Origin of the sequence: Grimontia marina, from assembly GCF_900060185.1 — a bacterium.
Taxonomy (GTDB): domain Bacteria; phylum Pseudomonadota; class Gammaproteobacteria; order Enterobacterales; family Vibrionaceae; genus Enterovibrio; species Enterovibrio marinus.
Window position 1 is genome coordinate 22,029 of record NZ_FIZY01000002.1, and the last position, 15,071, is coordinate 37,099.

10 protein-coding genes and 1 other RNA gene are annotated in these 15,071 nt (G+C 49.0%); 7 read left to right on the top strand and 4 right to left on the bottom strand.

The genetic code is table 11. From position 1 onward, the window contains the following. The first annotated feature begins 43 nt into the window (after positions 1 to 43). On the top strand, positions 44 to 3,130 hold the full coding sequence (locus tag GMA8713_RS01670; protein ID WP_062705129.1) for a M66 family metalloprotease: 3,087 nt from the start codon (positions 44 to 46) through the stop codon (positions 3,128 to 3,130). Between the two features lie 141 nt (positions 3,131 to 3,271). Here GMA8713_RS01670 and GMA8713_RS01675 read toward each other — a convergent pair whose 3' ends face one another. Together GMA8713_RS01675 and GMA8713_RS01680 are read right to left on the bottom strand one after the other, a co-directional pair. After that, positions 3,272 to 3,622, bottom strand: a complete 351-nt coding sequence (locus GMA8713_RS01675) for an RnfH family protein (protein WP_062705130.1) — start codon at positions 3,620 to 3,622, stop codon at positions 3,272 to 3,274. Continuing rightward, on the bottom strand, positions 3,615 to 4,046 hold the full coding sequence (locus GMA8713_RS01680; RefSeq protein ID WP_062705132.1) for an SRPBCC family protein: 432 nt from the start codon (positions 4,044 to 4,046) through the stop codon (positions 3,615 to 3,617). The genes GMA8713_RS01675 and GMA8713_RS01680 overlap by 8 nt, the downstream gene beginning before the upstream one ends. Before the next feature lie 206 nt (positions 4,047 to 4,252). Between GMA8713_RS01680 and smpB the strand changes: the two genes are divergently transcribed. The 4 genes from smpB (at position 4,253) to GMA8713_RS01700 (ending at position 6,939) form a co-directional block, all read left to right on the top strand. Next, a complete protein-coding gene (gene smpB / locus GMA8713_RS01685; RefSeq protein WP_002536901.1) occupies positions 4,253 to 4,738 on the top strand; it encodes an SsrA-binding protein SmpB in 486 nt (161 codons plus the stop codon). Positions 4,739 to 4,784: 46 nt separating this feature from the next. Further along, positions 4,785 to 5,152: a transfer-messenger RNA gene (ssrA, locus tag GMA8713_RS01690) on the top strand. Between the two features lie 234 nt (positions 5,153 to 5,386). Continuing rightward, a complete protein-coding gene (hipB, locus tag GMA8713_RS01695; protein ID WP_062705134.1) occupies positions 5,387 to 5,632 on the top strand; it encodes a type II toxin-antitoxin system antitoxin HipB in 246 nt (81 codons plus the stop codon). Further along, the gene (locus GMA8713_RS01700; protein ID WP_062705135.1) at positions 5,632 to 6,939 is read left to right on the top strand and encodes a type II toxin-antitoxin system HipA family toxin; all 1,308 of its coding nucleotides are present in this window, start codon (positions 5,632 to 5,634) and stop codon (positions 6,937 to 6,939) included. Before hipB ends, GMA8713_RS01700 begins: the two co-directional genes overlap by 1 nt. Before the next feature lie 81 nt (positions 6,940 to 7,020). On the opposite strand, the gene GMA8713_RS01705 is transcribed toward GMA8713_RS01700, so the two are convergent. Together GMA8713_RS01705 and GMA8713_RS01710 are read right to left on the bottom strand one after the other, a co-directional pair. Continuing rightward, positions 7,021 to 10,152: a DUF3427 domain-containing protein gene (locus tag GMA8713_RS01705; RefSeq protein WP_062705137.1), complete on the bottom strand. Its 3,132-nt coding sequence runs from the start codon at positions 10,150 to 10,152 to the stop codon at positions 7,021 to 7,023. A gap of 127 nt (positions 10,153 to 10,279) precedes the next feature. Then, the gene (locus GMA8713_RS01710) at positions 10,280 to 12,001 is read right to left on the bottom strand and encodes a class I SAM-dependent methyltransferase (protein WP_062705139.1); all 1,722 of its coding nucleotides are present in this window, start codon (positions 11,999 to 12,001) and stop codon (positions 10,280 to 10,282) included. Positions 12,002 to 12,278: 277 nt separating this feature from the next. Here GMA8713_RS01710 and GMA8713_RS01715 point away from each other — a divergent pair, with 277 nt between their 5' ends. Continuing rightward, a complete protein-coding gene (locus GMA8713_RS01715) occupies positions 12,279 to 14,024 on the top strand; it encodes a S41 family peptidase (protein WP_062705143.1) in 1,746 nt (581 codons plus the stop codon). Between the two features lie 447 nt (positions 14,025 to 14,471). Next, positions 14,472 to 14,990, top strand: coding sequence for an Hcp family type VI secretion system effector (locus GMA8713_RS01720; protein ID WP_062705145.1), 519 nt, complete (start codon positions 14,472 to 14,474; stop codon positions 14,988 to 14,990). Positions 14,991 to 15,071 lie beyond the last annotated feature (81 nt).

The following is a 15,071-nucleotide window of genomic DNA, read 5'->3' on the forward strand; positions in this document are numbered from 1 at the left end:
TCTATATATTCCGCCCCCAGTTTCAACAACCACAACGACGACAATGATCAAGAAACAATTAGCCTGCCTTATTCCGGCATTGCTCGCTGGGGCAAGCTGCTCAACAGCCTTCGCCAGCACACCAAGCTCTCAAACCGTTTACTTCAACCAGAAATCCCTGCCTTCAGATACCCAAGGCTCACTGGCTGCCAGCGTCAGCATGGCGCAGAGCGTGATCATGCCAACCCTCCACGGCATCGAAGGCGATCGCCAGCCACATCTGGTCGCACTGCGTAAAGCACTGTTGATCGTTGAGCCTCACGCCACTGGAGCGCTTCAAAACAGCGACATCGCCGTGGTGGTGAAAAACAGCCAGGGCGAAGAAGTGCACCGCACCACCCTGCTGCCACCTTCGGCCCAACCAAAGCCTACGGGTCAGATTGATATCGACATCGACATTGTCGTGCCGGAAACCTACGCCCACCGCATCTCGTCACAACAGGCGATTGATGCCATCGCCTATGAGTCCGGCAAGGACGCTTTCAAAGCGCTGCTGACTGAGCATGACACCCTTGAAATCGCCACCAGCAACGGCAACTTTGCCTACGACTTTATGCTGCCGGAAGGCGCAGAACTCGACGGCAAGATCGTCACCTTCTCCTCACAGGCCGGATACAATTCACGCATTCACTACACCCACGGCTCAGACACGCTCTCAAACGGTAACCGCTTTACCTACAACAACGTCGGCGGAAAATGGTTTGCCCAGTCTGACGCGGATTACGGCAAGCTCGCCTACAGCGACAACGCCTACACGGCGGTTTTGCCCGCAGAAGTGATTGAGCCGGGTTTCAGCCTTACATTCAGCAATGGCCATCAGGAAGGTGTAGTTGAAGGTATTAAAGTCGGCGCCAATACCACACTGATCCTTAACGCTATCGATGTGGGTCTGCTGACGCCACCACGCGGTGAATTCCGCTTTATGACCGATGAGAACCTGCACCGCGACTACTTCCAGTCTGTGCAGATCAGCAAGCTTATCGTGAACCCCTATGCGCCTATCCATCTCGAAGAGATCATGCTGCCGGATGGCCGCCTTCTGGTCGACGTTGACCCAAGCAAAGCAGACGCTTACGGCAGTGATTCCCACTACCGTATTGCCCGAGAATTGATTTCCGCTGGCATCAACAGCGCCAACTACGGCGTGAACAGCCATGACGTAATGAACGGCTCTCAATGGAACATCAGCGCGCCTTACCACGCAGCCCAAGTGACGGTGAACAACTCACGGGGCAACTACAGCGATGGCATTATCAATCACGGCTTGCTCGGCTCTTATGCCGGTGTCGCGTCAGTGGTCAGCTCAACAGGCAATGAATTCAGCCACGAAGTCGGCCATGAGTTTGGGGCTGGCACCCATGCAGAAGCTCACTATCTGGGCGGATTCAAAGGCTCGGTGCATAACAGCTCAACCAATATAAACTCTACCTGGGGCTGGGATCTGTTTGAAAACCGCTTCCTGCCGAACCTCAGCAAAGCGCGAACCAATGGCTCGTCTTGCTACGAAGGCGAATGCGCAGAACCATTCAACGGACACAGTTTCGGTTGGGGCACCATGGCAGGTGGCTGGCCGCTGCACCCGGCAGGCAATGAATACACGCTGCACACCCCATACGAGCTGAACGTGTTCCAGCATTTTATGGAAGGGAAAGCGAGCTTTGACCCCGCCTCCCCAACCGGATTCAGCAAATGGGATGCAGAAAGCCAGACCATGCAGCCATGGGACAACAGCGTGAAGGACGATCTCGCCTTTAACATTGTCACCATCAGCGACAACAACACCCTGAACGAGTTTGGCGCGGAAAGCCGCAAGTTCCACGAACTATTCGAGAACGCAGACGCCGTTCGCATCAACACAGGAAACGGCTACTGGGCGCGGGATTTCTACCTGCCGACTGACCAAAGCTTCGAAGGCAAAGTGGTGGTGTTCCGCTCATCAGCAGGCTACAACTCCCACATTCACCTTAACGGTAGCTCCCAGCTTCTGGTGAACGGCACCCAATACGCTTACCGTTTTGAAGCGGGCCTATGGGCAGAAGTCGAAAAAGACATCATCGACAAAACCGTGCCGCGCATTCCTGAAAAACAGGGCGTAGCCGTGACCACACTGGTGGGTTACTACGACCCAAGCAACACGCTGCCAAGTTACATCTACCCTGCCCTGCATGGTGCGCATGGCGCTGTGTATGCCGATAACTTTACTGCATCATCGTGCCAGTTGGACGTGCTCACCCAGCAAGGCGGCACCCAACGCTTCAACCTGCACAACCGACGCTTTAAAGAAGGCTTGATGAACCGCTTCCACGTGAATGTGAAAACCGCGCTTAACCCTTACCGCGCCGAGCTTTACTGCAACGATAAACTGCTTGCCGATATCGCGATTAACGCGCCGACAGTAGAACTTAAAGCTGGCATTGTTACCACAGAGCTTGGCGAAGCGCCGACCCTGTCAGGAGTGACAGACGTGACCCTGCAACAGGGCGATAGCTTCGATGCACTGCAAGGCGTGAGCGCGTTTGATAAGGAAGATGGCGACATCACCGCTAACATCCGCGTTTCTGGTGATATCGAGACCCAAACACCGGGTGATTACCTGCTGAGCTACAAAGTCACCGACAGCGAAGGCCAGACAGCATCAGCCACCCGCACCATCACGGTCGAAGCCAGCGCCACATGTATTGCCAGCTGGGAGAAAAACCGCGTGTATGTGGGCGGCGATAAAGTCTCGCACCACGGCGTAGTATGGTTGGCCGCCTGGTGGACCAAAGGCGAAGAGCCGGGCAACACCGGCGAATGGGGCGTTTGGAAACAAACCGACGACAAGAGCTGTGGCTGCACTAACCCAGAACCAAACCCAGAGCCAACACCCGAACCGGACCCAGAAGTGACACCGCCACCACCGGGTGAATACCCAAATTACACACCGGGCGCAGCCTATCAGGAAGGTGCCATTGTAAAAGGTCAGGACGGCAAGCTATACCAATGCAAGCCATGGCCAAACTCAGGCTGGTGCTCTAACCCAAGCTACGCGCCAGGTAAAACACCGTTCTGGCAAGATGCCTGGAACCTGCTGAAGTCATACCAATCGTAGTCAATATCCGCTCATCCTAGCTTGTGCGTGCTTCAAGACACAAAAAAGCGGTGGCCAATGACCACCGCTTTTCTCTTTGTTCTTATCTGCGTTCTAATCCGCATTCTTCTTCACTTTCTTATACGAAAGCGAAGCGCTGATTTATTCGCCTTTGCGCAGCGGGTTCACCTTACCACCTGTCACCGGGTCAGATTTCCCTTCCGCTTTCATGCGCTCTGCGCGGCGGCGGCGGATTTCTTTCGGGTCAGCCACCAACGGGCGATAGATTTCAATGCGGTCGCCGTCATGCACTGTCGCATCCAGTTTCACCAGACGACTGAACACACCGACTTTATTCTTCTTCAGGTCGATTTCAGGGTACGCATCCAAAATACCCGAGTGGCTGATGATCGCCTCCACCGGCGTATCTGGCGTCACAATCGCCTTAAAAACACGTTGCTCATCCGGCAACCCATACATTACTTCAATATGCAGTAACTTACCGTCACTCATAAATGTCTCTCGCCCTGTCGGTGAAAGCCTTCACCATATTCACCGCCAGCTCGTTAAAGACTTTTCCGAACGCCATTTCTACCAAACCATTGGTGAACTCAAAATCCAAATTCAGCTCAATTTTGCACGCATCCGTATCCAAAGACGTAAAATGCCAGCCACCCACCAGTTTTCGGAAAGGGCCATCAACCAGTTCCATTTTGATTTGCTGACCGTTTACCAGTAGATTGCGCGTGGTAAACGTTTTGCGGATACCGGCTTTAGACACATCCACCGACGCGGTCATCGCACTGTCATTGGCTTCCAGCACGCGCGAACCGGCACACCCCGGCAAAAAAGAAGGGTAAGCTTCAACATCATTAACAAGTTCAAACATCTGCTCTGCACTATACGGCACCAACGCAGAACGGGTAATACGCGGCATAGCGTCTCCTCTCAGGTCGATTCCGGCATCATATCACCAGACCGTATTTTTCCCCAAATTCCTTCAACATGCCTCCAAACCGCACAAACGGCAACGAACAGGTACACCCAGAAACACCGCCATCGACGGTTTATGGGGACGGGCGCCTGAAAATCCGATAAAAACTTGTTTCGCCCACCATAACCACTACGTATAATGCCGCCATTATGGTAAAGAAAAACGCAAAGAATAAGGCGGGCAGCAACACGATTGCTCAGAACCGCCAGGCTCGCCACGAATACTTCATCGAAGACGATATTGAGGTAGGGCTAGAGCTACAAGGCTGGGAAGTGAAATCACTCCGTGCAGGCAAAGCCAACATCAGTGAGAGCTACGTGTTCTTCCGTAATGGTGAAGCTTTCATGTCTGGCGCGACCATCACTCCGCTGAACGTTGCTTCTACACACGTAGTGGCAGACCCAACACGCGTGCGAAAACTGCTGCTCAAGCGTCGTGAACTCGACAATTTGATTGGTAAAGTGAACCGCGAAGGTTACACAGTTATCGCGCTTTCCATGTACTGGAAACAGTCGTGGGCTAAACTTAAGATTGGTCTGGCGAAGGGTAAAAAACTTCATGACAAACGTGATGCTTCCAAAGATCGCGATTGGCAGCGCGACAAAGCGCGAATCATGAAGCACTCAACCAGATAATCGTTGACGCAGCAGCATGTTATGCTAGTATCTGCGTCCACATTCCGGGGCTGATTCAGGATTCGACAGGATCAAGAAGGCTCGTGGAGCATGCCGAGGGGCGGTTTGCCTCGTAAAAAGCCGCAAAAAAATAGTCGCAAACGACGAAAACTACGCACTAGCAGCTTAATAACCTGCTCAGAGCCTGCCCTCCCTAGCCTCCGCCTGTAGGACGGGGAATCAGGGCAGTCAAACCCAATCAGGATAGCGAGGGAAGCTTTGACCGAAGAGCTGAACCGCGAAATAGAATTTCGGTATGTCTTTTTGTAGCGTGTCTATTCGCAGCACACTGACGAGATTAAAGATAGACTAAGCATGTAGCGCCATTAGTTAGACTGATTTTGGACGCGGGTTCAACTCCCGCCAGCTCCACCAAACGTTTGGAAAGCGCCAACTCGAAAGGGTTGGCGCTTTTTTAATATCTAAACCCCTGAGCCAGCGCATATTTATGACAAACTGCTCACACTTACATTGATTAATATCCCTTTAAGGGGATATTGGTTTGCATATACCCAGTAAGGGATATAAGTTTAAATATAACGTGTAGGGGATAAGAAATAATATATCTGCAGTAAAGGATATATTATTTCACGTAAATGGAGCGTTGTGATGATTTACAGTCCGCAGCAATTGGCGAATCACTTAAAGTTACTTCGAACCAAGCATAAGCTTACACAAGCCGAGCTCGCTCAGCGCGTCGGTCTAAAACAAGCCACCCTTTCTAACTTTGAGAACCACCCAGACACTACACAGCTCAAAACTGTTTTCAAGATCATCCAAGCATTGGGTGTAAAAATGGAAATCAGCACTGAAGTGAAGCCTGTGCAAAATCACTCCGATGAAGAGGTGTGGTGATGGAAAAGCTTGTGACATATATGAATGGAGAGCGTGTTGGCGAGTTCATTAAACTGACCAACGGCGCACACGAATTCCAATATTGTGCGCAGTGGCTTGAAAATCCAAAAGGGAGGCCACTTTCCCTTTCATTGCCCCTTCAGTTTAAAAAACATACCTCCAGCCACGTTATCAATTACTTTGATAATCTGCTGCCTGATCTCAACGAAATCCGTGACCGCATTTTAGCGAGATATAAAGCCGACTCACGTCAAGCGTTCGACCTTTTAAAACAAGTTGGCAAAGACAGCGTAGGCGCAATATCTCTGCACACAGCAGACGATAAACCTCATGTTCAGCAACTTGATTATGAGCCGCTCAGCAAGTCGCGATTAAAGAAAGTGCTCAGTGCATATCAGTCCAAGATCCCGCTTGGCATGTTAGACGACGAAGACGATTTTCGTATCTCCATCGCGGGCGCGCAGGAAAAAACAGCACTACTCAAAATAGGTAACGACTGGTGTATACCGAAAGGTTCAACGCCTACTTCACACATCATCAAGCTGCCTATTGGCGAAATTCAACAACCCAACGCAACACTGGACATGACCGACAGCGTTGAGAACGAGTTTCTCTGTTTGAAGCTGGCAAAGGCGCTTGATTTTGCGGTTCCTGATACTGAAATCATTCACTGCAACGGCATTAAAGCACTGGCCGTTGAGCGTTTCGACAGGCGCTGGTCAAAAGACAACACGTGGCTTTTGCGTTTACCGCAGGAAGACATGTGCCAAGCGTTCGGCAAACCTTCTGCGATTAAATACGAAAGTGATGGCGGTATTGGCGTAAAAGAGATCATGCAGCTGCTATTAGGTTCAAGTAACGCACTGGCCGACCGCGCTGCGTTTATGCGTTTTTTAGTCTTCCAATGGCTGATAGGCGCAACCGATGGACATGCCAAAAACTTCTCTATCTTTATTGGTGCTGGCGGCACATACCAGCTTACTCCCTTCTACGACATTATCTCCGCCTACCCCATTGTTGGCGGAAAAGGGCTTCACATCAAATCACTAAAACTCGCCATGGGCCTGAAAGCAAGCAAAGGGAAAAAGTACAAGCTAGACAAAATCTACCCTCGCCATTTCCTCGCAACAGCCAAGGAGGTAGGGTTTAGCCAAATCCAGATGCAAGAAATCATGGATGGGCTGGCTGAGGCGTTACCCAAAGCGATCGAGCAGGTAAAACAACAGCTGCCCCCCGAATTTCCAGCGCATATTGCAGATGCGATATTTGAGGGGGCTTTGAAGATGGTGGGGCGATTGAGTCATTAATACAAATTACGAAGCAGAAAGCCTCCAGCTATTCGCTAGAGCGTTCCTGCTCATTATACATTCAACGACTGTTTACCCAACTCAAGCCACCGCAAGTTTGGCAGCCTGTTGCCACATGAAATTAGGCATTGGCGTTTTCAGTTTCCAAGTGATATTTAAAGGTTGCGAGCCAGTGTGGTTCAAATACTCCACTTCCCCGTAATTCACAAACCCCATGGTTCGGCCGTATTTGTCTTTGGTTTGTTCTCGTACAAAAAGAAACAAGCGTTTACCAATTTCACGATGTTCAATGTAATCTTTGCCACGACCGCGATCTGGTCTCGCGCTGTTTTGTGATTGCCAGTGAAAGAGATTTTCATTGATCGCGTAATCGTAATACATCGTGGTTGGGGAAAACTGCTTTTCATTTTTGTCTAAGGTGACGAAAAGTAACTCAATGTTTTGATCTTTAATATTGAAGAGACCTTCTCGGGAAGGTGGCTGATGCTCAAAAGTGGTTGCTCCAAAACCAACTAAAATTTGCTCACGCGAGTAGCGAGCATGTAGGCGGAGTGGAACGTTAGGTAAATTAGGCATCGCTGGTTGATCGTGTTTAGTCTGTGCTAACTTCAACTCGATCACATCGGCTAACTCTTGATTGAATCCCAGCTGATGCAGTTTATCAAAGCTTTCGGACAGTGTTCGGAAACCCAAATCAGGCCCCGTTTTTTGCCAAAAATCGAAGTGGCACATTAGCTTCCGTGGCTCTTCTCTTTCGACACAGGTAAATCCACTCAAACAAAGCTGCTGTAAGAACAACAAGTAGTAATGATCGTCACAGGTCAAAATGCGGTTATGTATCGCTTTTTTGATAAGCTTGATTGTTGATTCATCAGAGCTTGTTTTGTCATTCGCTAAATTAACCAGCTCAGTCCAACTGCCGCGTTTATACAGCTCGTTTAGATCAATGTATGGGTGATGAGATAAGAAGTTTTTCAGCGTTAATGGTAGCTGAGAGTGTTGCGGGAACTGACGGATAAGCCCAACCAACCTTTTGAGGTTTAGTGTGGCTTTACGGATGTTATCCAACACCATTTCTTGCGTTCGTTTGGTCAGCTCTATACGACAACCGATAGGGGCATGCGGGAATCCTTGCTTCACTTCATCTGAAATAGCTTTCTCTGTTTTCCCTATCAACGCTCTAAACTTGTTCGCAAAGTCATATTCAGGGCGTGAGTTACCCACAAAGTCCAGTACGGTGCAGCACTCCTTCCCTTCTGATAAGCGAAGTCCGCGACCGAGTTGTTGCAGAAAAATCGTTAAACTTTCCGTCGGGCGCAGAAACAGCAAAGTATCAACTTCGGGAATATCAACACCTTCATTAAAGATATCGACCACGCACAAAACGTTAATTTGCCCAGAGCGAATCGCTTGCTGTTTTTGCTGTCGCTCATGACTGTTATCACTGGTCAACACATCCGCTTTAATTCCTTTCAATAGGAACTGTTGCGCCATGTAGTTCGCATGTTCTCGACTAACACAGAATGCCAACGCTTTAATATTGCCTATATCAGTAATAATTTCCTGCAAACTGCGGAGAATCTTATCTACACGATTCTGGTTGTGCGTGTAAAGGTTGGTTAGCTGCGCGATATCGTACCGACCGCGACTCCAAGAAATGTCTCGTAGATCCGTGTCATCATCAATGCCAAAGTATTGGAATGGGCAAAGATGTCGGCGATTAATGGCTTCAGGCAAACGAATTTCAGCCGCGATCACCCCTCCAAAATCAGTGAGAACATCTCCACCATCATGGCGCTCAGGTGTTGCCGTAAGACCCAACAGAATCGAAGGTGAGAAATAATCAAGCACAGCTCGATAACTTACTGCCGCAATATGATGCACCTCATCAATCACGATATAGTCATAGTAGCCCGGCGTCAGTTTAAGGTGTTGCAACTGATTATTCAGTGTCTGGATGGAAACAAACAGCTGACGATAATGCTCTGGTGTATGTCCACCAACCCATAGCTCGCCAAATGCACTGTTTTTCAACACACCGCGATACGCTTCCCTAGCTTGTCGCAATATCTCTTCTCGGTGGGCGACAAATAAAAACGTGGCATTGGGTTTGTCTTTTAAATAACGGGCAAAATCTAAAGCTGATATTAGGGTTTTTCCCGTACCTGTTGCCGCTACCACAAGGTTGCGATAGCGTTGGTGTACTTCGCGCTCAACCAATAGCTGTTCAAGAATGTCTTTTTGGTGCGGAAAAGGGGTAATATCAAAAAAGTGCTGTGTGCTTTTATCATTGCCAAATTTTTGCTGTTTCAGTGCCCGCTTTAACTTTTCTTTGCTGTCTGCTTTACCATCAAAAAGCTCAAACTCGTTTGACGCCCAATAGGTTTCAAACGTACTTAGGGACTTCTTGATGATATGTGGAATTTCCTTCGAGGTGATCTTCAGGTTCCATTCAAGCCCATTGGTGAGCGCCGAATGAGACAAGTTAGACGAGCCAATGTAGCCTGTGTGGTACTCACTATCACGCAAGAACAAATAGCTCTTTGCATGGAGCCGTTCTCGCTCTGTGTTGTAGCTCAGTTTGACTTGAGTATTGGGAAGAGTTGCCAAATACTCAACGGCTTTGGCATCAGTCGCCCCCATGTATGAAGTAGTGATGATTTTCAGTTCACGTCCACTGGTGGTAAACGCTTCTAACTCTTTCCGGAAGATTCGAATACCTGTCCATTTGATAAAGGACACCAGCCAATAAATCCTATCTGCCGACAAAATCTCTCGTTTAAGCTCCGATTCCAATGACAAGCCTGCATTACTACCACAGAACAACTCGCTCTGCGTCAAGCCAGTAAGCGGAAAGATATTTTCAACATATTGTTTCAGATTGGCAGAAATGGGGTTTTCTAGCTCATACAGTGCAGTGAGTATTTTCCCTTGGCTATCCAATAAGTTTTCTTCGATAAATTCTTTATCTTGGATTTGGTCTTTTAACCACATCAACAGATCATTAGAAAGCGCGATCTGCTTTTGTAACTGGTCAGCCCCTGAAGGCACTGAGCTAATCGCATAATCCAAAATATGGGTCAAGAAACGAGAAAGCCAAATAGATGCTTCATTGACATTAAGTTCACGCTCTCCCACATAGAATCGGTCTCGATCCAGACGGCTATTAATGAGTTGTGTGATGAGCTGCTCGTAGATACCGTTTTGCTTCATAATCCGCCTTTCACGTAGGCCAAAACACACTGAGCGTGTCGACCCTAACTAAAAATCTTTATTTCATATGGCTATTAATGGCTTACACAAAACACTTTATGCTTTGTTGCAAAAGTAAAAGATTCCATCACCACTCCCCCACCAGCAAGCGGCTCTTAACCCCCGCCACCTGCAACTGCATGGCTTCAAACACCGCCCCGAACTCTCTTTCTTTATTGTGAACATTGGGCAGAGAAAGCGACGCTTCAGTGAAAAATCGCGTTTTGTCTTGTTCGCTGTCCCACGCCAGTTGCCAAAAGTCGAGAATGTGTGGTTTGGCCGTTTTCAGTCTTTGCTTGGATGGCACTTTGTCCCGCTTGGTGTTGTTCTCTTTTGAGGATGCGGGAAACAGGTTCCATCTGTCGTTATTCGGCCAATAGGCAAAGGGTAAGCAGTGGTCTACCTGATAGCTGTGTTGAAGGGGTTTATTGCTCCAAACACTCACCAGCTTGTGCTTGTCTGCCCGCAGGCTGTCGATGCGTTTTCTTACATCGCGGGTGTCGTGCTTGGCATCTATCCAAGCCAGACAGTCGTGATAGGTTTGCAGAGAAATGTTGCGCCGCTCGTTGTGCTTGTAGCGCTTCATCTCTGCTATCCATTGATTCACGATCAGAGGCTCTATCCAACTGGAATACAGTCGCAGGCAATCCCACAGACTTTCTTCCAGGGTAAACACGCCAAAGCTTTGCAGGAATTCGCTGTCGAGCACAAAGCTTGAAACGTTTTTTCGCCTGCCGCTTTTTTGTATATCAAACAGACGTTTGTTTTTGTCGCCTCGGTAAGTAAAGGTAACTGGTCCTTCATCAATGGTTTTAATGGCATCTTTCAGCGCTTTTTGTAGCGCGGTTGCCTCTTCCCCGATAAACAGGGCACCAATGGCAAAGTCGTCCGGCGCGAGGTGTTTAAGCTCGCCCCAGCCATCGGCTTTCACAAAACCCAGCCCTTTATTGGTGTTGCTGTTTTGCTGAATGCCTAGCCCTTCTCCGGCGTCTGTGTCTATCAGGCGTTTGTATTGACGAATCCAGTAAAGCGCCACCAGCCCGAGTGGGATGGCAACGCGTCCGTCGTGCTTATCTGTGACGGCGCCGGGGTGGGCGTCTGCAATGCGGAGCAAGGTTCTGAGCAGCGCCAGTTTGTAGGTCGCGGATTTGTTGTCATTCACAATAACATGGCGGACGGTGATTAAATCGCCGGAACCGTCATCCGGCAAGGTGAGCACGACGGTCTGCCATTTGACGTTGTCACGCCCAAGGGAATCATCGGTCAAATCGGTTTTCAGTCTGATTTGTAACGCATGATCTTTGGCGAGCTGTTCAATCTCTTCCACTGAGACAGGGTGCGCCGTTCTGGCATCGTCAAACGTGCCGTGGCGCAAGGTGATCACCAATCTGCCATTAGGTGCTAGCAGGTTGGCAAGTTTGCGAAATGCCCGTGGGCGATCCGTTGGGGCTATGTGCATCCAAACCGCTGAAAGCAAGATGCAATCAAAGCGCACACTCAGCTGATTGACCACGTTCAGTTCCGGCAAGGTATCAGAAAGCCAGGTCACAGGAAGCGCCTCGGTTCTTGCCTCACCAAGTGCGCGAAAAGCATCAGCAGGCTCAACTGCGTAGACTGTGCAGCCTTGCCCGGCAAACCTTGCAGCATCTTGCCCATTACCCGCACCGACATCCAGCACGTTGCAGTTTTGGTCATGCCCTGTGGGCCAATACGCTTTCCAGCTTTCATGAACCTGTTCAAAGGTCACCTGCTGATACTGCGTATTAAGCTGCTCTGCGTTTTTATCGTAAAACTGGATGTTCCGGTTCATGGAAATGGCAGTTATGAGTGGTCTGTCAATTGTACTGTGTATGGCTTTTTATGCACGGTAAATTAGATGAAAACGCGATGGGGATTTAAGCGTGCTTTCAGGCTGATGAAGCCTTAAAGCGATCAGATTCACCACTCCCCCACCAGCTAGGAATTCTTAGCCCCGCCTCCAATCTGATACAAACCAACGAATTAGCAGTGCGCAAAAACATAGATCACGGCAACGCGCTCAAAGATAAGCTAGCTTTCACAAAGTGGTAATGACAGGGATGATGCCGATGAAAGTGCTGTTTGGAAAAGTCGTGTGTAAACCGTTTTGGGTGTTTGGCTTATTTTGCGCCTCTTTACTTGTTGGCTGTCAGTCAACGGGAAGCGCTAACTCCCCGAAAGAGAGTGCTCCTAAAGCATATGCTCCCTCCACGCCTGCCAGTGCAGAACAAGGCTATAACGATGCGCTGAATGCTATGGTTAATCGGTTTATCCGACGCTATTACAAGTCATCACTCGATACGCTCACTCCCCTGGCTAACAACCGCGAAAGTGTTGGGCAGGCTTTTTCTCGGCTTCTCTTCAATCTCGACCCCATCGGTGTGGTGTTAACGGACGAAGAGAAAAAGGCGTTTGAGGAGCGCTATCGCGATCTGTTCGTTTATCCCCTAAACCTTTCCACCAAAGAGGCTCAGGACTTTTACACCGACTATCGTGAAAAGGAAAACCTCGCCATTAGCGAGATGGAAAACTGGCTGGCCGAAAACGGGGCTGAGGTTTTAAAAAATGCACCAGACAATGCGCTGAGTTTTATCTCAGCAGACGATGGCGATCTGATAAACGACAGAAGAGCAGCGTTCCTGACGTATAAGCTGGTCGCTATCAACGGGTTTACTGACAACCCGGCAGAGACGCTGCGCATTATTGAAGGGCAATTGGACTACCTTCAGTCGAAAACTGACCGCGTCGACTTTTCCAACATCGGGCTGTTTATTGGCGCCCTGCTTCCTCATTCAGTGACAGGTGTTCACTATATTTCTGATAAAGAGTATGAACAAACGACGCTTCCTCCCGTCCCGCACATTGGCGCGACGTTGGCACAAAAACCTGCGTGTTACTCCGTCACGGGGATTACCAACACATCCACCCTTAATGCAGGTTTAAGGCCGCTGGATTGTATTGTCGGTGTGACAAGATCCGGGGAGTTTTCAGCACTCACAGACAGCCATGCTGACAAGCTCCAAGATTTGCTCACGGGAATCAGCGGTGAAATGGTCACGCTCCATGTTCTGCGCAATAACGGGGAAAATATTACCTTCCTTGATATTTCTGTCCCGTTGCAGTTGGACACACCGGCGGATTTCACCTCCAGTGAAAATGGCATCCAAACACAGGGCGTGGATTTCTCGCTGCTAAACATCGACGGCAAGCGTGTCGCTTACATTTGGATGGCTTACTTTTACGATGGTATCGCTGAAGCAACCGGAGAGTTTCTAGAAGCCAATAATCCCGAGCTTGTTGTATTCGATCTAAGAGGAAGCCAAGGCGGCGCTCTGCCAGAGATGACAGGTTTAGCGGGCCTGTTTCTTGGGGATGAAGATTTCGGAGTCTATTACGATGCCTTTGGCAGAAGTAAGCGTGTATCCTCCGAGGCCAGCAAGGTATTCGACGGGAAAGTGTTGGTGCTAACCGATGCACAGACAAATTCCGGCGGGGAAATATTGGCGGCTGGGATTCAAAGTTCACCTGAATCGACGGTGATTGGCAAGCCAACTGCGGGCTCTCCCTTGGTGATTCAGTTCCGTTCACTTCACCATATCTATGACTTGTATGATGAGAAATTTGGATACATCAGTTATCCCGTTATGGAGTTTCGTCGGTTAGATGGCTCAAGGTTGAATGAGGGCGTAGTGCCAGATATTTCGTGGGAGTCTGAGTTACTCAAACAGAGCCCTTACACGCTGCCATACAAAAACGCGGCAGATTTGGAGAATGAGCTTCGTGAAGCCATCCGTATCAGTGGCTTCTCTCAATGAATATGGGTTAAAGGGGATTTAAGGGATCAGTAACATGGCGGACAGCCATTAAATCGCCGGAGCCGTCATCCGGCAGTAACCTATTGGTATTGCGAATTAAGCTGCTCGCGTTTTGATCGTAAAACTGGATGTTCCGGTTCATGGAAATGGCAGTTTTGGGTGGTTTATCAATTGCACTGTGTATGGCCTTTTATGCACGATGAATTGGGTCGAATCGCGATGAGGGGTTAGAAATGACAAAAGTGAACCAATAAACATTGATATCTAAGCAACTTTTCGCCCACTGGGCCATTTCTTACCCAAGTCTCGGGTAAACTTTCGCCCCACTTACTGAAAATTAAATATAAGTATTTGTATTTATTAACAATTAAGAATGGCATGAATTGTGTTTATTCATATGTTCTTTTATCGCAATCTACTTCTATCGCAATCTAAAAGGACATTACGATGCCAACTCCTTGCTATATCGCCATCGAAGGTAAAACTCAGGGCAACATCACTGCTGGTGCGTTCACTGCAGACTCTGTCGGTAACATCTATGTGGAAGGCCACGAAGATGAAATGCTGGTTCAGGCGTTTGACCACATTGTGACTGTACCGACTGACCCACAAAGCGGTCAGCCTTCAGGCCAACGTGTCCACAAGCCGTTTAAGTTCACTGTGGCGCTGAACAAAGCGGTTCCTTTGATGTACAACGCACTGGCATCAGGCGAAATGCTGCCGAAGATTGAGCTTAAGTGGTACCGTACCTCAGTAGAAGGTAAGCAGGAGCACTTCTTCTCGACCATTCTGACTGACGGCACCATCATCGATATCGATTGCAACATGCCTCATTGTCAGGACGCAGCAAAGAAAGAGTTCACCCAGCTGGTGACTGTTTCTGTGGCGTATCGCAAGATTGACTGGGAACACACAGTGGCGGGTACTTCAGGTGCCGATGACTGGCGTGCACCGATTGAAGCATAACGCTTCACTGCATAAAGCTGGGGGCGGTTGTCTCTCGGCTTTTTGACGTCACCCGCCCTTTGGCGGGTTTTGTCGTCAATC

Bases quoted from the DNA above. Each gene is read 5' to 3' on its own strand.
- GMA8713_RS01670 (WP_062705129.1), top strand. From the start codon at position 44: ATGATCAAGAAACAATTAGCCTGCCTTATTCCGGCATTGCTCGCTGGG.
- GMA8713_RS01675 (WP_062705130.1), bottom strand. From the start codon at position 3,622: ATGAGTGACGGTAAGTTACTGCATATTGAAGTAATGTATGGGTTGCCG.
- GMA8713_RS01680 (WP_062705132.1), bottom strand. From the start codon at position 4,046: ATGCCGCGTATTACCCGTTCTGCGTTGGTGCCGTATAGTGCAGAGCAG.
- smpB (WP_002536901.1), top strand. From the start codon at position 4,253: ATGGTAAAGAAAAACGCAAAGAATAAGGCGGGCAGCAACACGATTGCT.
- hipB (WP_062705134.1), top strand. From the start codon at position 5,387: ATGATTTACAGTCCGCAGCAATTGGCGAATCACTTAAAGTTACTTCGA.
- GMA8713_RS01700 (WP_062705135.1), top strand. From the start codon at position 5,632: ATGGAAAAGCTTGTGACATATATGAATGGAGAGCGTGTTGGCGAGTTC.
- GMA8713_RS01705 (WP_062705137.1), bottom strand. From the start codon at position 10,152: ATGAAGCAAAACGGTATCTACGAGCAGCTCATCACACAACTCATTAAT.
- GMA8713_RS01710 (WP_062705139.1), bottom strand. From the start codon at position 12,001: ATGAACCGGAACATCCAGTTTTACGATAAAAACGCAGAGCAGCTTAAT.
- GMA8713_RS01715 (WP_062705143.1), top strand. From the start codon at position 12,279: ATGAAAGTGCTGTTTGGAAAAGTCGTGTGTAAACCGTTTTGGGTGTTT.
- GMA8713_RS01720 (WP_062705145.1), top strand. From the start codon at position 14,472: ATGCCAACTCCTTGCTATATCGCCATCGAAGGTAAAACTCAGGGCAAC.